We start from the raw sequence: 19,276 nt of genomic DNA, 5'->3' as shown, positions 1-19,276 counted from the left end.
GCCGACCTAAGCCGATCTACGCTTGACCTCGCTCAGTGCGGGGCTGCCGCAGCCTCCTACAATCGGCCTGATGTTCCCTGTCGACCAGGGGCAACGGGAGACTGACGTGAAACCTGCATTCATCAATCTGCGTGAAAATTACTCGAGCGTGGCAGCCGTCGACCAGGCGGCCCTGTTCGGCGAAATCGGCTGGGAGGATTTGATCGGCCAGGACAGCTTTGCCAACACCTGCGCCATCCGCGTCAGCCTGGCGCTGATCAAGGCCGGCATCAGGCTGAAAGGCCGCATGGCCATCCGCAAGGGGCCATTCAAGGGCGCGCTGATCGAGCCGGGACAGGCCAAGCTGGCGCACATGCTGGCCAGCCCATCGATGTTTGGCAGGCCCGAAAAATTAGCCAGGGATGCTGCCATGGCCGGCATCGGCCAGCGCCAGGGCCTGGTCGCCTTCTTCCGCATCCCCGGCTATCTGGGCGGCGCTGGCGGGCATATTGATATCCTGCTGCCATCCATCGGCGTGAAGGCCTGCGGCACCGAATGCTACTGGGATTGCGGCGAGGTCTGGTTTTGGGAAATCAGTTGACGCTTATTTGAACTTTTTTCCGGAGCGTCCGCGCGAGGCCGCATTGTGCGCGCGCAGGATGGAATCGACGCGTTCCGATGCGTCGCGCGACAGGTTTTGCGCCACGGCGATATCGGGGAAAAATTCTGGCAGGCGGTAGCTGAGCCACGCATACGCCGAGTAGTAGCGGCAAGTGTCTTCCACCTGCTGCAGATTCTCCGTACCGCCGCCATACGCATGCTGGCGCAGAGTGCTGGTCTTGCCCTGCGACAAGTTCTTCGACCAGTGCTCCCACGCCGTTTGCAGCGATGGCACCTTGCTGGAAATTGGCACCAGCGACAAGGTGAACTTGTCGGCCACGGACAGGGGCAGGGTGTCGAGCCAGACGGCGCGCTCCTTCTGGTCTTCCGTGATGCGGGGGAAGAAGAAGCCGTCCGGCACGTCGATATTGTGGATGAAGCGGCGCAGCAGTTTTGACAGCGACAGCTCGCCCGTCACCGACGAAATGCGGTGCAAATGTTCGAGCGAGGGCGCCACGGCAAAGCCGCTGGTGTTCAGCGGATGCAGCTTTTCCTTCAGCAGCGCGCGCATGACTTCATGCGTCTCGTTGTCGTAGCCGGCCACCAGGCCTTCCTCATGCACGCCATAGCGGCCCGCGCGCCCGGCGATCTGGCGCGCCAGCGCGGCCGAAATCTCTTCCTCTTCGCGGCCATTGTATTTGACGCAGGTGGTCATGACGATGCGCGCGATTGGCATGTTCAGGCCCATCGCCAGCGCATCCGTGCCGACGACGATATCGGCCGTGCCATCGCGAAAGCGCTGCGCCTGCGCGCGCCGTACTTCGGGCGACAGGTTGCCGTAGACGGTCGCTACCGACAACCCCGTTTCCGTGATCATGTCGCGCCACATCAGCACTTCACGGCGCGAGAAAGCGATGACGGCGTCGCCGCGGCGCAGGTTGCGCACCTTGCGCACGGCGGTCGGCTCCATCGACAGGGGCGCCATGCGTTTTAATACGTGCACTTCCAGCGGGCAGTCCAGGCGCTCGGCCAGCGCTTCGATGGCGCGCCGCGCTTCCGGCGCGCCCACCAGGTACACGGTGTGGGCCGGCGCGCCGCAGACTGCCGCCGTCCACGCGGCGCCCCGGTCCGGGTCGGCCAGCATCTGGATTTCATCGATGACGGCTACCTCGACGACAGTTTTCGTGTCCAGCATTTCCACCGTGCTGGCGACGTGCGTGGCGTCGTCGACGAGGCGGCGTTCCTCGCCCGTGATCAGGCTCACGGCCAGCGGCTTGCCATGCGGCGCGGCTTCCTGCAGGCGTTCGTAGTTTTCCAGGGCCAGCAGGCGCAGGGGCGCCAGATAAATGCCGCTCTTCGCTTTCACCAGCGCTTCCATCGCGCGGTGTGTCTTGCCGGAGTTCGTCGGTCCCAGCAGGGCGATGAAGCGGCGCGGCAGGCGCCGGGCCATCTCGAACGAGGCGGGATACTCGGCCAGGTTGATGCTCTGGCGCGTACGCGCCGCATGCTGCTCTTCCTGCTGGCGCTCGATGGCGTGGTTGAAGCGCTGGCGGATGCGGTCGAACACCATGCCGGCCGGCTCCGACGTCTGCATGTCGGCCAGGGTGTGCAGGAAGACCATCGGGTCCATCTCCACGTCTTCGCTCAGGCCCGCGATATCGGCGACGAATTCCATCACATGCTGGCGCAATTCCTCGAAGACGGCCGCGCTGGCCCGTTCGCGCACCATGGCCAGTTTGGCCTCGCGGTCCATCTTGCGCCACTTGGCCGGCCGCGCCAGCACGCCCTGCGCTGGCACCAGTGCATACGGCACGTGCAAGCCACCCGCCTTGACCGTGCCGGAAAAGCGCACAAAGACGCGGCCTTCCATCTTGACCAGGCGGATATGTTCGGCCAGTTCCCCCAGTTCCGCGACCAGGGTAGCGTCGTTATTGTCTTCGGTGCTGTCGGAAATGTCGGTGGAAGTATCGGGAGGAAGTGCGGAGGAAGTCATGTCGTGCCTGGGTGTCGAGGTAAGCGAGGCCGATTATACCGTGCGCAGGGCCAAGATTTTTCCGCGCGCGTGGTGCGGCTGTTGCAAAGAACGAGAGCCACAAAGGCGCGACCTGCCAATGAGGAGCGCTGATCTTTCAAGTGGCTTGTCGTTTTTGCCTATTGCGCTTTTATTCTGCCAGAGAATAAATGAATGTATTTTTATTAAGTATATTTGATCTGCTTATGATCTGCTTAATTTAATTGTGCATTTTTTATTGCCGTTATGGTGATAATAACAAAGAGTATGTTTCTATTCATTTCCATGGTAATGATATTTGCATGGTGTGCGGATTGTTTTTCCGGGGGCAAGGTTGGACTTATTCTCTTGCGCGCGTCGAACAAGGAGTAATTGCCGCTTCGTTTCAATGGTGACGGCGCCCGACACCGTGGATTTGAAATGAAGCAAAGCGGTACAGCTACGGTCTCGCGCCTATTCTTTTCATTGCGTGAGGAATTATCCGATGGCGCGAAATGAATTGAATTATCTTGACAATTAATAATGATGAGCTGATCATGGGCTCAGATTTGGCGAAGAAATTTTTGCATGTTTTCAAAATAACTGAAATTGACGGCGATGCGCGAAATTATTCTGGCTGCCGGCCTGGCTATTAGCTGGGGCGCGCCGCGTTAATATAGACAGCTTGACTTAACGGTGCTCCAGGATGCGCTGGCAGCCGCAGGACTTTCCACTTCGCGCTGACGCACAGACAGCTTGCGATGACACCCGACATACCTGTGTATGTGACCCTGCGTCAGAGGATGGCGCCCGCAGGGATTCATCAGCCATTCGACTTTGGGAGAACACTATGAATAAAAAGCTCGCTGCATTTCTTTTTGCGACAGGTCTCGGCTTAGCTGTGACTGCGACGCCAGCCCTCGCCAGCTGCTATCACTACTGCGCTGTCGAATGGCGGGCTTGCATCGCTGGCGGTACTTCTCAAGCCGAGTGCGGCGCCGAGCAGTCCGCCTGCCAGCAAGCCTGCAATTGACAGGTGGGGGGCTGCGCGCCAGCCCTGTTGCCGGTGATGCCAGCAGGTCATGGCGTCGATGGTAGTTCAGACGGCGCGCGCGCGTACCAGGCGCAGCCCCCAGCCGGTGACGATCACTCCGTCACCGGTTAGCAGATGCGCCACGGCATCCAAGAACGCGCTACGCAGGCGCTGCCTGGCGTCGTCGTCCAGGCGGTCGATGTCATACGTGTCTGTCAGGGCGGCCCACAGTTCGTTGGGCGTGGGCGTCCATGGGACGTCGATATCGTCAAACGCGACGTGCGCGAACGCGCCATCGAGCAGCTCGCGCCAGCCGGCTTCCGACCCGGCGCGCCGGTCGCCGAAGCGTAGCGGCGGCAGCGCTACGCTGGCAATGGCGTTGAAGACGCGCATGAAAACGTCGTTGACTTCGCCCAGCAAAAAAGTCCGGCCGACGATGGCCGCGAACTGGCCACCGGGCCGCAGCACGCGGCGCATTTCCCTGACGACTTGCTCGATGTCGTCCATCAGCATCAGCGCCATGTGCGAAACGAGATAATCCACGCTAGCCGATGGCAGGTCCAGCGCCTGGCCGCGGCAACACTGCAGCCGCACGGATGGGGGCAGGGTGGCGCGCGCCACAGCGAGTTCGGCTTCGCTCATGTCGATACCGGTCAAATGCAGTGTTGCCGGTGCCCTGGCCGCGAGCAGGCCCAGCAGATAGCCATCGCCGCAGGCCAGGTCGAGCACCGTCAGGGGCATATTGCTGAGCGGCACGAGGTCGGTCAGCACCAGGTCGGTCAGCACAGCATAGGACGAGGCGTAGCGGGTGGACGCAGAGCGGGCGGGCAGGTGTGCAAACGCTGCGGAGGTCACGCCGACCTGGCGCTGATGAAAGTCCCGCAAATAGGTTTCGGCCGCTGTCAGTGGGGTCATGCAAGGTCCGCAAAGTCGTGGCGCTTTGGCGCCGGATAACTACCATCTTAGCATGGGGGAAGTTTCGCCAGCGACCGTGGCGCATTGCGTGCAAGAGCGGTTTTATCTACCCTATCTTTGCGCCAGATCAGAGGGCAGGGCGTGGAAAGCGGCACAGTACCTGAGCCCCTTTCGCGTCGAGCGACGATCCGGCCTACTCATGCGCATTCTGATACTCGGTTTTGCCGCCGGCGCCGCCTGGCTGCAGACGCAGGCCAGCTTGCCGCCGCATGCGGGCACGCTGCTATGGGTGATCGCTGGCGCAGGGGGACTGCTTACATTGCTGCTGCGCCATCACGCGCGCTGGCGCTCTGCTGTCGCGCTTGTCGCCGGTGTGGGACTGGGCTTTTATTGGGCTGCATGGCTGGCCCACGCGGCCCTGGCGCCGCAACTGGCGCTGGCCGATGAAGGCCAGGACATCACCGTCACCGGTACGGTGGCCAGCCTGCCGTACCGTTTCGAGCAGGGTGTGCGCTTCAATTTTGCCGTGGAAAATGCTGTTGGGGCGAAGGTGCCGCCCTTGATCGCCCTGTCCTGGTACGCGGGTTTTCGCGATGAGGTGACGAACGCGGTGGGTGACGTGCAGCCGGGCGAGCGCTGGCGCCTGACGGTACGGCTGCAGCGCCCGCATGGCAACGCGAATCCCATGGGTTTCGACTACGAGGCGTGGCTGCTGGAGCGGGGCGTGCGCGCCACCGGCTATGTGCGGCCGCAACCGCGCGCGGATACGCCGAACGTGCGCCTGGCCGCCTTCGTGCCCGGCTTCGGCAATGTGGTGGAGGCCAGCCGCGCGGCGTTGCGTGCGCGCATACTGCGTAGCCTGGACGGCAAACAGTATGCGGGCGTGATCGTGGCGCTGGTGGTGGGCGACCAGCGCGCCATTCCACAGTCGGACTGGCAAGTGTTCAACCGTACGGGCGTCAGTCACCTGATCTCGATATCGGGTCTGCACATCACCATGATTGCGGGCCTGTTCGCCCTGGGCGCGGGCGCCCTGTGGCGGCGCTCGTTTTTTACCGACCGGCAACTGCCTTTGCTGTTGCCGGCGCAAAAGGTGGCGGCACTGGCGGGCGCGCTGGCGGCATTTGTCTATGTGCTGCTGGCTGGCTTCGGCGTGCCCGCGCAGCGCACCTTGTATATGTTGCTGGTGGTGGCGCTGGCCTTGTGGCTGGGACGCATCACCAGCATAGGGCACGTGCTGTGCCTGGCGCTGGGCGTGGTCGTACTGTTCGATCCGTGGGCCGTGCTGTGGCCCGGTTTCTGGCTGTCGTTCGGCGCCGTCGCCACCATGCTGTACGCCACGGCGGGCCGCACCACGGCGGCCTTGCCGGAGAGCGCCAGCCGCTGGCGCCGCCTGCGCGCCGCCGTGGAGCTGGGCGCGCACACGCAGTATGTGGTGACGGTGGGACTGGTGCCCTTGACGATGCTGCTGTTCTCGCAAGTGTCGCTGGTCAGCCCCGTGGCCAATGCGCTGGCCATACCCATCATTAGCCTGGTCGTCACGCCTTTGTCGCTGGCGGGCAGCCTGCTGCCAGCGCCCCTGTGTGACTGGTTGCTGCTGCTGGCGCACGCCATCGTGCAGATGCTGGCGCAAGTGCTGGACTGGCTGGGCGCGCGCCGTTTTGCCGTGTGGACGGCGCCCGCGCCGCCGTGGTGGAGTTTTTGCTGGGCATTATTTGGCACGGCATGGCTGCTGGCGCCACGGGGATGGCCGCATCGCTGGGCAGGCATGCTGGGCTGGTTGCCCCTGCTGACGGCCTTGCCGTCCAGTCCGCCGCCGGGCCGCATGTGGATCACGGCCTTTGACGTGGGACAAGGCATGGCCGTGCTGGTGGAAACGCATGGGCACCGGCTGCTGTACGACACGGGACCCGCCTACAGCCTCGATGCCGATGGCGCCAGTCGCGTCATCGTGCCCTACTTGCGCGCACGCGGCATAGGCACGCTCGATGGCGTGATTATTTCCCACAGCGACCTCGATCACGCGGGCGGCGCCGTGTCCTTGCTGGAAAACATAGACGTAGGCTGGCTGGCCTCGTCGCTGTTCGATGGCCATCCGGCCGTCGAGCTCCGACGGCAAGCCCGGCGGCCGTATTTACACTGCATGGCGGGCCAGAGCTGGACCTGGGAAGGCGTACATTTCGCCATGCTGCACCCGCTGCCAGCCAGCCACGACGATATATCGTTGAAACCGAACGCCCGCAGTTGCAGCGTGAAAATCACGGCAGGCCAGCATGCAATTTTGCTGGCCGGCGATATCGAAGCGGGGCAGGAAGCGCAGTTGCTGGCGCGCTCGGCGGATGGCGAACTGGCGGCCGACGTGCTGCTGGCGCCGCACCACGGCAGCGGCACATCGTCCACGCCGGCGTTTTTGAACGCCGTTCATCCGACCCTGGCGATTTTCCAGGTCGGGCACCGCAACCGCTATAAACATCCGAAGGCGCAGGTGTATGCGCGCTATGGCGACATGGGGATCACGCGGCTACGCACGGATGTGGCGGGTGCCGTGGTGCTGGAGTTCGGGGCGGGAATTGAGGTAACGCAGTATCGCGCCAGCCGGCCGCGCTACTGGCATGGGCGCTAAGCAACCCCCAATAAATTATTGTGATTTCTGACTTCCATCACTGGTGCTCTGCGGCGTTGCCCACTGCTCGCAATGCGCGCACTGCGTCGCAGCGGGCGCCTTGCATAGCAGCCGGTTCTATGCGCCATAAGTTCATCATAATGTCCCGAGGATTACTTAGTTCAGGCCGACTATGCCTGCTTGTTCATGCGGGGGAGTGCGCGACGCCGACCCGCTCATCCGGTATCTCCAGCCCCCGCTGCCGCACATATTCCAGAAACAGCCGCGCGCCCTTGGCCATGCGCGAGCTGCCGTAGACGGCGTGGATGCTGGGGTCCAGCTCCTTGGATGACGTCAAGCGGTACGCCGTGCAGACCCGGCGCAGTGTTCCGGCGGCTACGGCCGGTTCCGCCAGCCAGCTGGCCAGGCGCACGATGCCGGCGCCTTCCAGGGCGGCCTGGAACGTGGCGATGCCGGAAGTGAAGCGGAAACGCGGTTGCACCTGGTAGCGCACGTTGCGGTCGCTGGAGACGAAATGCCAGTCGCGCAGGATGCGCGGGGCCGAGTGCATGATGATGTCGTGGCCGGCCAGCTCTTCGGGTTCGTCCGGTGCGCCCATGCGTTGTATATAGTCGGGCGAAGCGTACATGTAGCGGCGGTAGTTCCACAGGGGATAGCCGATCAGCTCGCTCGACTGGGGAAAGGCGCCGCGGATGGCAAAGTCCAGCTTTTCCTGGATGGGGTCGATCGATTTGTCCGAGAAATGAATGTCGACCGAGACGTTCGGATAATCGCGCGAAAATTGCGCCAGCACTTTCGGCAAGAAGCCCAGCGACAGGATTTCCGGCGCCGAGAGGCGCACCCAGCCTTGCGGCGAGTTGCTCAGCTCAGCCAATTGATCTTCCGCCTCGGCCTGCGTTTCCAGCAAGTGCTTGGCCGACGCATAGTATGTTTCCCCGGCCGTCGTCAGGGTGAATTGCTTTTGCGTGCGCAGGATCAGCTCGGCGCCGATGGCGTCTTCGAGGAACTGGATGGCGCGCGTGACGGCGGACGGTGAGCGTCCCAGCATGCGCGCCGCGTGGATGAAGCTGCGCTTTTCAACCACGCTGCAGAAGGCGCGGATCTCCCACATCAGTTTCATCGACATCGCGAGGCTCCCGGCAAAAGAAGCCAGTAGACCGCACGGAGCGAATTCCGTCAAGCGTTACGCCTGATTGCGTTTTCCGCAATATGAAGTTGCATCCGGAAAAATCCACGGCGCCTATACTGCCGCTGTCGCCCATTCCTTACTGCCTATCATGCTGACCATCTCGCTGCTGTGTTTATTTGCCTTCTTTGCCGGCCTGATCGATGCCGCCGTGGGCGGGGGCGGGCTGATCCAGCTGCCGGCCCTGTTCAACCTGATGCCGAACATGGCTTCCACGTCCTTGCTGGGCACGAATAAACTGGCGTCCGCCTGCGGCACCACGTTTGCCGCCCGCTCGTTTGTCGGCAAGGTGCACATCCCCTGGTTGCTGGTGCTGCCCGCCGTGGCCAGCGCTTTTTTCATGTCCTTCATCGGCGCGGCGGCCGTGTCGTATGTGCCGCAGCAGGTGGTGCGCCCGATGGTACTGGTATTGATCATCATCATGGCCATCTACACCTTCATCAAGAAGGATTTCGGCACGACGCGCGAAGCGCGCCCCATCGGTCCGCGCGAACGCATCCTCGCCATCGTCATCGGCGGCGCCATCGGCTTTTATGACGGCCTGTTCGGGCCAGGCACGGGCAGTTTTTTGATCTTCCTCTTCATCCGCGTCTTCGGCTTCGATTTCATCCTTGCTTCGGCTTGCTCGAAACTGGTGAATATTGCCACCAACGTGGCCGCGCTGGCGTTTTTCATTCCCGCCGGTCACGTGGTGTACGCGGTGGCCGCACCGATGGCTGTGTGCAACATCCTGGGCGCCCTGACCGGCACCTGGATCGCCGTGCGCCGCGGCGCCGCCTTCGTGCGTATCCTGTTCCTGGTGCTGCTGGTGTTGCTGATCGTGAAATTGTCTTACGACATATTTTTCAAGTAATTACTGTACGTAAAAACCTCACCATGAAAACCATCCAGGGCGTGCTGTGGGACAACGATGGCGTGCTGGTCAATACCGAGCAGCTGTTTTACGAAAGCAACCGCGACTTGCTCTTGCCCTACGGCATAGACTTGACGCTGAAGCAATTCTTTGACTGGTTTTTGGACAATAACTACGGCGCCTGGCATGTGCTGCTGGGGCAGGGCCACGCCATCGAACTGGTCGAGCGCCTGCGCGCCGAGCGCACCGTGCTGTTTGCGCAACGGCTGCGCCAGGCGCGTCGGCTGGCCATGCCCGGCATCGAACCGGTGCTGGCGGCGCTGCGCCCGCATGTGGCCATGGGCGTGGTGACGAGCGCGTATGCACAGCACTTCCAGATCAGCCATGCGGCCACGGGCATGTTGCAACATTTCGACTTCGTGCTGACGCGTGAAATGTATGGGGAAAGCAAGCCGGCGCCCGACGGCTACCAGCTGGGTTTGCAGCGCCTTGGCCTGGCCGCCGCCCAGTGCGTGGCCGTGGAAGATTCGCCGCGCGGCTTGCGCGCCGCCAACGCGGCTGGGCTGGAATGCATCATTGTGCGCAATCACATGAACCGCGAGCATGCGTTCGACGATGCCTTTTGCGTGGTGGAATCAAGCGCGGAGCTGGGCGCGGTGCTGGCCTCCTTCGTGCCGGGCATGGCTTCAGCGCACCCGCTGGTACCTCGGAAATTAGAGGCCTTCCTCTGATACGTCGTGCCGGCATGCCATTACAATTGCCTATCGCATTCACCGGCACCATCCCACGATGACCCTCCCGCAGCTGCACTTTGCCCACGCCAACAGTTATCCTGCCGGCACCTACCGCAAGCTGTTCGGCTTGCTGAGCCAGCACTACGCTGTGCAGGCGCTCGACATGCACGCGCACGATCCTGCTTACCCCGTCAGCACGGGCTGGCCCGAGCTGGTGCGCGAGTATATCGATGCGCTGGAGCGCCGCTACAGCGGGCCCGTGATCCTCGTCGGTCATTCGCTCGGCGGCATGCTCAGCGTGATGGTGGCCAAGCAGCGGCCCGACCTGGTGCGCTGCGTGGTCTTGCTCGATTCGCCCGTTGTGGCCGGCTGGCGCGCCTTGCTGGTGCGCTTGGCGCGCAATACGGCGCTGGGCGAACGGTTTTCTCCGTCGCGTTTTTCCGCCCGACGGCGCAAGCTATGGCCCGACGCGCAAGCCGCGTACGCACACTTTGCCGCCAAAGACATGTTCGCCATCTGGGCGCCGCAAGTCTTGCACGACTACATCGACAGCGGCCTGGTCCCTCATCCGGAAGGGGTGCAGCTGCGCTTTACGCGCGAAGTGGAAACGGATGTCTACCGCAGCTTGCCGCACCATATCGGCGGCCTCGTCAAGGCTGGCTTTCCCGTGCCCATCGGTTTTATCGGCGGCACGGAATCGGTGGAATGCCGCCAGGCGGGCTTGACGGCCACGCGCAAGCTGGTCGGCAAGTTTTTCCGCCAGGTACCGGGCGGCCATCTGTTTCCTATGGAAAACCCTGAACTGACGGCGCAAGTGGTGCGCGAGATGATCACTTCCTTGCAGGCGAAACAGTAGCCTGAGACCAACGATTTTCATCTTGCAAGGGCCAAAAGTGGCGGGTTTTCGCGTAAAATCCTGCCATTCGGGCCGTGCCTGCAGCAGGCATGCGGCCCCCGCCATTCTGATATTCTAGAAAGAACCCCCTGCGATGACGATTAAAAGCGATAAATGGATACGCCGCATGGCGGAAGCAACGGGCATGATCGAGCCGTTCGAACCGGGCCAGGTCAAGGAACGCGACGGCAACCGCATCGTATCCTACGGTACGTCCAGCTATGGCTATGACATCCGCTGCGCCGACGAGTTCAAGTTGTTTACCAACATCAACACTACCATCGTCGACCCGAAGGATTTTGACGCAAACAACTTCGTCGATGTGTCGGGCAAGGGCTATTGCATCATCCCGCCGAACTCGTTCGCGCTGGCCCGCACGGTCGAGTATTTCCGCATTCCCCGCAACGTATTGACGATTTGCCTGGGCAAGAGCACCTATGCGCGCTGCGGCATCATCGTCAACGTCACCCCATTCGAACCGGAATGGGAAGGTTTTGTGACCCTGGAGTTTTCGAATACGACACCATTGCCGGCGAAAATCTACGCCAATGAAGGCGTGGCGCAAGTGCTGTTCTTCGAGTCCGATGAAGTGTGTGAAACCTCGTACAAGGACCGTGGTGGAAAATACCAGGGCCAAGTTGGCGTGACCTTGCCCAAGACCTGATTGCCATGCATGGCGGGGCGCCAGCCCAGCCTGGTCTTGCTTTAAAACTGCTTCAGTAGCCACGCTTTCAATGCGGCTGACGGCTGGTACAGGGGAACATGGCCGCGCAGCAAGATTTGCGTGCTGCGCCGGTAGGCCGCGCTGTCGATGACGATGTTTCCCGTCGCCCCATCCTGGCGCGCCACGATGGTGGTGGCCAGGATGCCGGCCGGGTTTGCTATGCCCAGTTCAATCTCTGCATCCGCTTGCCCGACTGGCGGCACGCCGCGCACCAGCGCATGCGCCACCGTGCCCGGTATCAGACAAGCCGCCGCCAGGCAGCAGCCGCCCGAGACGGCCAGCGAGGCGTGGCCCGCTTGCGGCGTAAAGTAGCGTACCGCAATATTTCCCTCTCCCGTTGCCGCTGCCACAATGCAGAACTTGGGGATAGTTTCGCTGCGTTCCAGTTCTTCCAATGTCATCAACCCGCCATCGCGCCGCCGCAAGCCCATCAGCAGTCCCGCCGCGCTCCATACCTGGCGGATGGCTTGCATGAACGCCGTGTCCGCCTCCAGTTCCCGTATTGCTTCCTGTGCCGTCTTGCCGAACTGGCTCGCTAGCGCGATGACCATGGGCACGGCCACGTCCACGCACGAGACGTCGTAGCCGTGCACCTTGTCTTGCGCCTTGCCTGTCGGTAATAATTTACCCGTCTTGGCGCCCGCGGGTTGCTGCAGGAACAGGTCGACGCGGGGGAAGCGGCCGGGCACGCCGGGAATGCCGGTGGCCGTAAAGCTGCCATCGAGTTCGCGCGCCATGCGCGAGGTGGTGATGACGCCCGTGTTGGTGTTGCGGATATCGATATCGTGCGCGCCGATGGCCAGCGCCTCGATCACGCCGCTGTCCAGGCCCCACAGTTGCAGGGCGGACGACATATTGCCGCAGTTCACGCTCCAGTCGATATCCGCGTGCTCGCCGGCCAGTTGCGCCAGGGTGCTGACCAGGCGCGGCTGGCCGGCATGCTGTTCCACCTCGACCAGGAAGACTTTGTTGCTGGTGGGCGCACCGCGTCCCAGGCCCGTGATTTGCCGGTTGCCCGGCAGCCGGCCGGACTGTGGCACGCCCATCAGGTGGCGCAGCAATTCCTCGCGCAGAGTTTGCTCGGCCGGTACGCAGGACGCATGCAAGACCAGGCCTGTCGATGTGCCGCCACGCATGTGGTGGACGGGAAACTCGATCACGCCGCAGCGCTGGCGGGGCACGTGGTCGGGCAGGGCGGGCAGCAGGGGCATGGCGATCCGATCAGGGTTTGGCTGGGGAAGCGTCAGTGTGCCAGTTTTTTGTGCCGAGGAGCAACAATGTGTGCCGGCCGCGCTCTTTACCTGCCTTTACACCCGCGGCACTACATCCGCGCCCATGCCTGCCGTTAACCTTGGTATCGACACATTCGGGAGGCATCATGGTAGCGGCAATCGGTTCAGGCAGCGCAGTCGGCACAGTCGGCGCGGCCGGTAGCGCCAGTTCGGGCAGCAGTTCGCAGATCGCGGCGCTGCAAAAGCAGATCACGGCGGCGCAAAAGCAATTGACGGAATCGCAGAAGGGCACGCAGACGGACGCGTCGCAAAAGCTGCAACAGCAGCTGGCGCAGCAAATCCAGGCCTTGCAGGCGCAAATTGCTCAGTTGCAAGCGGCGGCCGCGCAACAGGCGGCGCAACAAGATACGCAGACGGCCAGCAGCGCCGATACGGCGACGAGTCCTGCTAAATCGACTTCGTCCACTCTGGGCAGCATCATCGATACGCAGGCTTAGCAAAGTTCCCGGCAATACCCGACGCCAGGCTCGCCGACAGGTCAGCCTGGCGTTTTGACGGGCAACAGCATTTCCACGCACAGCCCGCCACCGCTGCGCAAGCTGGCCCCGATGCGCCCGCCGTGGGCGCTGATCACATGCTGGGCGATGGCCAGGCCCAGGCCATGCCCATCCGTGCTGTGCTGGGTATGGCTGGCGCGGAAGAACGGCTGGAAAATGTTGGCCAGGTCGGCGCTGGCCACGCCAGGCCCCCGGTCCAGCACGGCGATGCACAGCAGATCCTGCTTGCCGTCATGCAGGCGCGACAAATTCACTTCCACCGTGCCGCCATCGGGGCTGTGCTTGACGGCATTGCGCACCACGTTTTCCACGGCGCGCGCCAGCAGTTCTGGCCGGCCCGAGACAGCCGCGTCGGCGATGGCCGCGTCGCCCGCAAGGGCTATGCTCACCTGGCGCGCCTTCGCTTCGTAGCGGGCGTCTTCCATAATGTCGTGCAACAGGTCGGCGATGTCGACGTCTTCGCTGAGGGGCGAGCCGGCGCCCGCTTCCAGCCGCGACAGGGTCAGCAGCTCGCCGATCAGCTTATCCATGCGTTCGCTTTCGCGTTCGATGCGCTGCATCGAGGCGTCCATCTTTTCCGGCTGCTGGTGCGCCAGGCCGATGGCAGCCTGCAAGCGCGCCAATGGCGAGCGCAGCTCGTGCGAGACATCATGCAGCAAGCGCGTCTGGCTTTCCATGAGGCTGCGCAAACGGCCCGTCATGCGGTCGAAATCGCGGCCCAGGTCCGTCAATTCATCGCCACGCTTGCCGCTGGCATGAAAACGGGGCGCCAGATTACCGTGCGAAGCGGCTTCGAACGCTTGGCGCAAGTCGCGGATGGGGCGCGCAAAATACCAGGCCAGCAAGAAGGAGAACAGCAGGCTGGCGGCGATGGCGGCGGCCAGCGGGATGAAGGTGCGGTAGGGACTGTCCATGCGCGGGCCGGGCGGCATGCCGCGGCCGAATTCGCCGCGTGGCGGCGGGGCGCCCGCTTCGTTGGGTCGTGGACCGGGTCCCATGGCGCGCGGGCCGCTCATGGCGACGGCATTGAGCGTGTCGCGCGCGGCGCCCGCTCCGGCATTGCGGAAGCGTTCAGACGACGGCAGGAACAGCAGGTAGCGCTTGCCATCGCTGCCGGCCGCTTCGCGCACCACGGGATGGGCCTGGCCCTGTTCCAGCATGGCGCGCGCCTTGGCCAGCATGGTGGGATGCACCGTGCGGCCCATCAGTTCTTGCCCTTGGATATCGACGGCAAATACGCGCATGCGTTCGAGCTTGCCCAGGAATTGCCGCAAGGCCCGGCTGCCACCCGCTTCCAGGGTGGCGCTGGCGGCCTCGATGATCATTTGCGCCGGCGGACTGGTGTCGATGTCGAGGGCCCGCTCTTGCTGCGCGGCCCGGTTTTTCAGCCAGAAGGTGCCGCCGATGCCGATGGTAGCCGTTACTTGCGCCAGCATGATGCACAGAAAAAACTTCCAGAACAGACGGCCCACGCTTACTCCTTGATCAGCTGGTAGCCGAGACGGTACACGGTTTGCAGGCAGGAACGGCCGTCGGCCAGGCTGCCCAGCTTGCGGCGCAGGCTGCTCAAGTGCACGTCGATATTGCGGTCGAAGCGTGCCATGGGCCGGCCCAGGCCCAGCTCAGACAATTGATTCTTGCTCACAGGCTTGCCCGCATGGCGCACCAGCACTTCCAGCAGGTTGAATTCCGTGCTCGTCAGCTCCAGGTGCGCACCGGCCCAGGACGCGCGGCGCTGTTCCGGCCACATCGTCAACTGGCCCACGGCCAGCGGCGCCAGGCCCGAACTGTCGTGCGGCGCCGCTTGCGAACGGCGCAGGATGGCGCGGATGCGCGCCGTCAGCTCGCGCGGCGTGCAAGGTTTTGTCACGTAATCGTCGGCGCCCAGTTCCAGGCCCACGATGCGGTCCGTATCGTCGCCGCGCGCCGTCAGCATCAAGATGGGCAAGTTGCTGCCGGCGCGGATGCGGCGCAGGGTTTCCAGGCCATTCATGCGCGGCATCATGACGTCGAGGATGGCGATGGCGTACAGGCCTGTCAGCGCTTCGGCCGCGCCGCTTTCGCCGTCATGCACGGCGCGGGCGTCAAAACCTTCCTGCGTCAGGTATTCCTGGAACATGCCGACCAGTTCCACGTCGTCATCGATTAACAAAACCTTGCTCATGCCTGTGCTTTTTCGGGTGAATATCGCCCGATGATAGCAGTCAAAGGGGGCTGTTCAAGGCGGTTTTACGCGCTTTTACATACGTCCACTTACATTTGCGCACCTTCCTTTACACGCTTTTACGCAGCCCTAACGTTGCTTTACATGCCAGACGCCGACAATCAGGGCTGATCGCCACGAAAGGAAAGCCCGATGAAACACCTGAGTATCGCCGTATCCCTGTTGCTGCTGTCCGCCTGCAGCATGCCGCTGCTCGCACTGGCCCAGCAGAGCCAGCAGACCCCGGCACCGGACGGCCCGCCGCCACGCGCCATGCCAGAGCCGCCGCCCGGCTTTGCTCACGCTCCAAGCGCTCCAGGCGCGCAAGGCTTGCTGCCGTTTCTGCGCGGCATCGAGTTGAGCGAAGCGCAGCAGGACAAGGTTCTTGCTGCCACCTACGCCCAGGCGCCCTTGCTGCGGCAACAGGAAAAGATCGCCTTCAAGGCCCATGCACAGCTGCGCGAACTGGCCGCGTCCAGCGCCTACGACGATACGAAAGCCAGCGCGTTAGCGAACACGGCGGCGCAAGCCATGGCGACAATCAGCTTGCAGCAGGCGCGGCTGGAGCAGCAATTGCTGGCCGTGCTGACGCCGGAGCAGCGCGAGCAGACGCAGCAGCACGACAGCCGCCCCGGTCCGCGCCACCCCCAATAACCGTATCATCGAAGCATAGGAGATTGAGCATGAGCATCATTGCCTTGAGTTCAAACAGCACCGCCAGCCAGCTGAGCACGCTCAGCCGCCTGAGCGGCAGTGGCAGTACCGGCAGCACCAGCAGTACCGGCAGCACCAGCAGTACCAGCAGCAGCGGCGGCACCGGCAGCGTGGGCGGCGCGCGGCCGCAAAAGCCTGACGATGGCGCCTTTCTCGACGCCATTTCCAGCGCCTTGTCATCGATTGGCGTGTCAGTGGACGCCAGTGATGGCGGCAGTGATACCGCCACGTCTGAAAGTGGCGCCAGCGGCGACGTGGGCCAGGCATTGGGCGCCTTCCTGCACCAGCTGATGGGCAGCCTGCATGCGCAGAGCGGCGGCAGTGTCGGCGGGCAAGATGAGGGCGGCGAACCGCCTTCCGAACCGCCGCCCGGCGGTGGCGCGCGCGCTGGCGGACCCGGCAACATTGAGTCGGACTTGCAAAACCTGCTGCAAAAACTCGCCGCGTCCAGTAGCGACAGTGGCGACAGCAGCAGCGACAGCACGGACAGCAGCGTGACGGACTTGCAGTCCAGCTTTGCCAGCCTGCTCAGCGCACTGGGCGGCGATGAGGGCAGCACCGGCAGTAGTAGCAAACTGGGCAGCTTCCTGCAGGCGCTGTCGGGTAGCCTGGGCGCGGCGAATGCGGGCGGTAGCCTGTCTGCCAGCGGCAATCTGGTCAATACAACGGCCTGAACCATGGAACGCAAGCTCGCCCTGGCGGGCTTGCCCCACTTATTGGAGTATGTATGGAATTACACGATCACGGTCTGGCATCCGACCTCGAAATGATGCGGCAGGCGGCTGAGCGGCGGAAAGTCCTGCGCTGGCTGCTGGCCGGCGCCGCCACCTTGCCCCTGGTCAGCTGCGGCGGTGGTTCGGACGCCAGCAGTACCGCCGCGAGCAGCGGCGCCAGCACGGGCACCTCCGGTACGGGTACGGCCGCGACGCCCACCACGGGCGCCTGCACGGTGATTCCCGAGGAAACGGGCGGGCCGTATCCGGCCGACGGCACGAACACGAATGGCGGCAGCATCATTAATGTGCTGAACCAGTCGGGCGTGGTGCGAAGCGATATCCGCGCCAGCTTTAATGGCGCCACGGGCGCGGCGGCGGGCGTGCCGCTCACCATCAGGCTGCAGTTGCTCAATGCCAGCGGCAGTTGCGCCAGCCTGGCCGGCTATGCCGTCTACCTGTGGCATTGCGACCGCGAAGGCCTGTATTCGCTGTATTCGAGCGGCGTGACGGCGCAAAATTATTTGCGCGGCGTGCAGGAAACGGACAGCACCGGCAACCTCGCCTTCACCACCATTTTCCCCGGCTGCTACGCGGGGCGCATGCCGCACGTGCATTTCGAGGTCTATCCCAGTCTGGCCAAGGCGGCCAGCGCTGCGAACCGCATCAAGACCTCGCAATTCACCTTCCCGATGGCAACGCTAAACGAGGTGTATGCGGCCAGCGGCTACACGGCCAGCGTGCGCAACCTGGCACAGATCAGCTATGCCACCGACAACGTCTTCAGCGACGGCACCAGCCTGCAGATGGCCACGGTGACGGGCAATGCCACGGATGGCTATGTCGTCACCTTGACGGTGGCCGTCAACGGCTAGCTTGCCGTCATGAAACCCAGGTCGCGCCGGCTGAAGTTGCCGATGTTCGGAAACACCTCGGCCAGCTGGCTGTCGGCCACGCCAAACCACGTGGCCAGGGTGGCGCCGTACTGGTCGACGGACGTGGTCGGCAGCAGGGCGCCGGAACCCACGTCCAGTGCATGGCCCAGGCCCGTGACGGGAACGGTGCCGTAGATGTCGCGGCCTTTCACTGCGCCGCCCACGACAAAGTGGTGCGCACCCCAGCCGTGATCCGTGCCGTCGCCGTTGCTGCTGAAGGTGCGGCCGAAGTCCGATGCCGTAAATGTCGTCACCTGGCGCCGCACGTCGGCGCCCTGCAGGGCAGCCAGGGTCGCGTCGAAATACGCCAGCGCGTGCGCCAGGCGCGCCATCAGGTCGCCGTGCAGCACTTTTTGCCGGTCATGCGTGTCGAAGCTGCCCAGTGTCACATAAAACACTTGCCGTTTCGCCCCCAGGGCGCCGCGTCCGCCGATGATGCGCGCCACGGTCTGCAATTGCACGGCCAACTGGTTGACGCCAGACGCGCCCGTGTTCGGGTTGACATACGGCGGCGGATTCGGCACACCGCCCGCGCCGGCCGCCAGCATGGCGCCGCTCAGCACGCTCTGGCTGGAAATGGCGCGCTGGACTGTCGCTACGTGTTCCTGCTCCATCATGTCGTCGCCCGCCGTGCTGATGATGTCGCGCAAGGCGGTCTCACCCTGGGTGGTGCCGAACAGGTAGCCGCTGCCGATATTGCGGATCGGCACGGCGCCTGCCTGTCCCACCTGGAACTGGCGCACTTGGCGCCCGCTGAGGAATAGGGCGTTCGACGCGGCCGAGATGGCCGTAAACGTCGCATTGGAGTTGCGCGTGCCCAGCAGGTCGCCCAGGCGTCCGCCCCAGCCCACGCTGGCGCCTTCCGGCAGACCCGATTGCCAGGTCGATTGCTGGTCGTTGTGCGAAAACAGTTTCGGCGGCAGCGCCACATTGCCTGCCTTGTATTGCGCCAGCGTCACTGGCTGGATCAGGGTGCCCACGTTGGCAAGGATGGCGGCACGGCCGCCGTCGAACAGGTCTTTCACGGGGCCGAGGGCGGGATGCAGGGCAAAGCTGCGGCCCGCTTGCGCCGTGGCAGGCACGATCGGCAGTACGCCGCCCGTTTCGCCGACGCCGGGCAGGTGGATCGAGTCGTTGCCGCCCGTGTTGCGCAGCCGCAAGTATTCACTCCAGGAGGGCGTGTCGGTGGCCAGTACCGTGTTGAAGGTATCGTTGCCGCCGGCCATGAACAGGCACACGAGGGCCTTGTAGTCGTCGGCGGACTGGGCCGCAGCCTGGCCCATGGCGGCCAGGTTCAGGGCGAATGGCGCGGCCGTGCTGCCGGCCAGGCCCAGCATGGAACCGAGGAAGCGGCGGCGCGAGAAGTGGGAGGTGATAGTCATGCAGCTTC

General features: G+C 63.7%; 17 protein-coding genes. 10 read left to right on the top strand and 7 right to left on the bottom strand.

The genetic code is table 11. The features are described from left to right. The first annotated feature begins 106 nt into the window (after nucleotides 1-106). A complete protein-coding gene (locus tag ACP7DE_RS19900; protein ID WP_426073696.1) occupies nucleotides 107-580 on the top strand; it encodes a T6SS effector amidase Tae4 family protein in 474 nt (157 codons plus the stop codon). A gap of 3 nt (nucleotides 581-583) precedes the next feature. Here the strand turns inward: ACP7DE_RS19900 and ACP7DE_RS19895 are convergent, their stop codons facing one another. Further along, complete coding sequence (locus ACP7DE_RS19895) at nucleotides 584-2,572, bottom strand: helicase-related protein (protein ID WP_426073695.1); 1,989 nt, start codon at nucleotides 2,570-2,572, stop codon at nucleotides 584-586. A gap of 1,096 nt (nucleotides 2,573-3,668) precedes the next feature. Beyond that, on the bottom strand, nucleotides 3,669-4,517 hold the full coding sequence (locus tag ACP7DE_RS19890) for a class I SAM-dependent methyltransferase (RefSeq protein ID WP_426073694.1): 849 nt from the start codon (nucleotides 4,515-4,517) through the stop codon (nucleotides 3,669-3,671). A 199-nt stretch (nucleotides 4,518-4,716) separates the two neighbouring features. Here ACP7DE_RS19890 and ACP7DE_RS19885 point away from each other — a divergent pair, with 199 nt between their 5' ends. Further along, nucleotides 4,717-7,140: a DNA internalization-related competence protein ComEC/Rec2 gene (locus ACP7DE_RS19885; RefSeq protein ID WP_426073693.1), complete on the top strand. Its 2,424-nt coding sequence runs from the start codon at nucleotides 4,717-4,719 to the stop codon at nucleotides 7,138-7,140. 184 nt (nucleotides 7,141-7,324) lie between these two features. Here ACP7DE_RS19885 and ACP7DE_RS19880 read toward each other — a convergent pair whose 3' ends face one another. Then, entirely contained in the window at nucleotides 7,325-8,266 is a 942-nt protein-coding gene (locus ACP7DE_RS19880; RefSeq protein WP_426073692.1) for a LysR family transcriptional regulator, read from the bottom strand. 151 nt (nucleotides 8,267-8,417) lie between these two features. Here ACP7DE_RS19880 and ACP7DE_RS19875 point away from each other — a divergent pair, with 151 nt between their 5' ends. The 4 genes from ACP7DE_RS19875 (at nucleotide 8,418) to dcd (ending at nucleotide 11,472) form a co-directional block, all read left to right on the top strand. Next, nucleotides 8,418-9,179: a sulfite exporter TauE/SafE family protein gene (locus tag ACP7DE_RS19875; protein ID WP_426073691.1), complete on the top strand. Its 762-nt coding sequence runs from the start codon at nucleotides 8,418-8,420 to the stop codon at nucleotides 9,177-9,179. A 23-nt stretch (nucleotides 9,180-9,202) separates the two neighbouring features. Continuing rightward, the gene (locus tag ACP7DE_RS19870; protein WP_426073690.1) at nucleotides 9,203-9,910 is read left to right on the top strand and encodes an HAD family hydrolase; all 708 of its coding nucleotides are present in this window, start codon (nucleotides 9,203-9,205) and stop codon (nucleotides 9,908-9,910) included. Nucleotides 9,911-9,968: 58 nt separating this feature from the next. Then, nucleotides 9,969-10,769, top strand: a complete 801-nt coding sequence (locus ACP7DE_RS19865; RefSeq protein ID WP_426073689.1) for an alpha/beta fold hydrolase — start codon at nucleotides 9,969-9,971, stop codon at nucleotides 10,767-10,769. 133 nt (nucleotides 10,770-10,902) lie between these two features. After that, the gene (dcd, locus tag ACP7DE_RS19860) at nucleotides 10,903-11,472 is read left to right on the top strand and encodes a dCTP deaminase (protein WP_426073688.1); all 570 of its coding nucleotides are present in this window, start codon (nucleotides 10,903-10,905) and stop codon (nucleotides 11,470-11,472) included. A gap of 41 nt (nucleotides 11,473-11,513) precedes the next feature. On the opposite strand, the gene ACP7DE_RS19855 is transcribed toward dcd, so the two are convergent. Further along, nucleotides 11,514-12,743, bottom strand: coding sequence for a PrpF domain-containing protein (locus tag ACP7DE_RS19855; protein WP_426073687.1), 1,230 nt, complete (start codon nucleotides 12,741-12,743; stop codon nucleotides 11,514-11,516). A gap of 167 nt (nucleotides 12,744-12,910) precedes the next feature. Here ACP7DE_RS19855 and ACP7DE_RS19850 point away from each other — a divergent pair, with 167 nt between their 5' ends. Beyond that, nucleotides 12,911-13,261 (top strand): FlxA-like family protein, encoded by a 351-nt coding sequence (locus ACP7DE_RS19850; RefSeq protein ID WP_426073686.1) that lies wholly within the window; start codon nucleotides 12,911-12,913, stop codon nucleotides 13,259-13,261. Between the two features lie 41 nt (nucleotides 13,262-13,302). Here the strand turns inward: ACP7DE_RS19850 and ACP7DE_RS19845 are convergent, their stop codons facing one another. Together ACP7DE_RS19845 and ACP7DE_RS19840 are read right to left on the bottom strand one after the other, a co-directional pair. Continuing rightward, entirely contained in the window at nucleotides 13,303-14,793 is a 1,491-nt protein-coding gene (locus ACP7DE_RS19845) for a HAMP domain-containing sensor histidine kinase (protein WP_426073685.1), read from the bottom strand. Between the two features lie 2 nt (nucleotides 14,794-14,795). After that, nucleotides 14,796-15,485 carry a response regulator transcription factor gene (locus ACP7DE_RS19840; RefSeq protein ID WP_426073684.1) on the bottom strand — a complete coding sequence of 230 codons (690 nt, stop codon included), beginning with the start codon at nucleotides 15,483-15,485 and terminating at the stop codon, nucleotides 14,796-14,798. A gap of 192 nt (nucleotides 15,486-15,677) precedes the next feature. On the opposite strand from ACP7DE_RS19840, the gene ACP7DE_RS19835 reads away from it, so the two are divergent. From ACP7DE_RS19835 to ACP7DE_RS19825, 3 genes are read left to right on the top strand one after another with little or no spacing between them, the layout of a single operon-like run. Further along, complete coding sequence (locus ACP7DE_RS19835; protein ID WP_426073683.1) at nucleotides 15,678-16,178, top strand: Spy/CpxP family protein refolding chaperone; 501 nt, start codon at nucleotides 15,678-15,680, stop codon at nucleotides 16,176-16,178. A 29-nt stretch (nucleotides 16,179-16,207) separates the two neighbouring features. Continuing rightward, on the top strand, nucleotides 16,208-16,912 hold the full coding sequence (locus ACP7DE_RS19830) for a hypothetical protein (protein ID WP_426073682.1): 705 nt from the start codon (nucleotides 16,208-16,210) through the stop codon (nucleotides 16,910-16,912). A 53-nt stretch (nucleotides 16,913-16,965) separates the two neighbouring features. Beyond that, nucleotides 16,966-17,826, top strand: a complete 861-nt coding sequence (locus ACP7DE_RS19825) for an intradiol ring-cleavage dioxygenase (protein ID WP_426073681.1) — start codon at nucleotides 16,966-16,968, stop codon at nucleotides 17,824-17,826. Here the strand turns inward: ACP7DE_RS19825 and ACP7DE_RS19820 are convergent. Then, nucleotides 17,823-19,268 (bottom strand): DUF1501 domain-containing protein, encoded by a 1,446-nt coding sequence (locus ACP7DE_RS19820; protein ID WP_426073680.1) that lies wholly within the window; start codon nucleotides 19,266-19,268, stop codon nucleotides 17,823-17,825. The two genes, ACP7DE_RS19825 and ACP7DE_RS19820, sit on opposite strands and share 4 nt — an antisense overlap. Nucleotides 19,269-19,276: the final 8 nt, after the last annotated feature.

The organism is Janthinobacterium sp. DSP2-3-3 (genome assembly GCF_049897325.1).
Lineage (GTDB): Bacteria > Pseudomonadota > Gammaproteobacteria > Burkholderiales > Burkholderiaceae_D > Janthinobacterium.
Note: the sequence above shows the minus strand (reverse complement) of the source record. Positions and strands in the feature narration are given on the sequence as shown.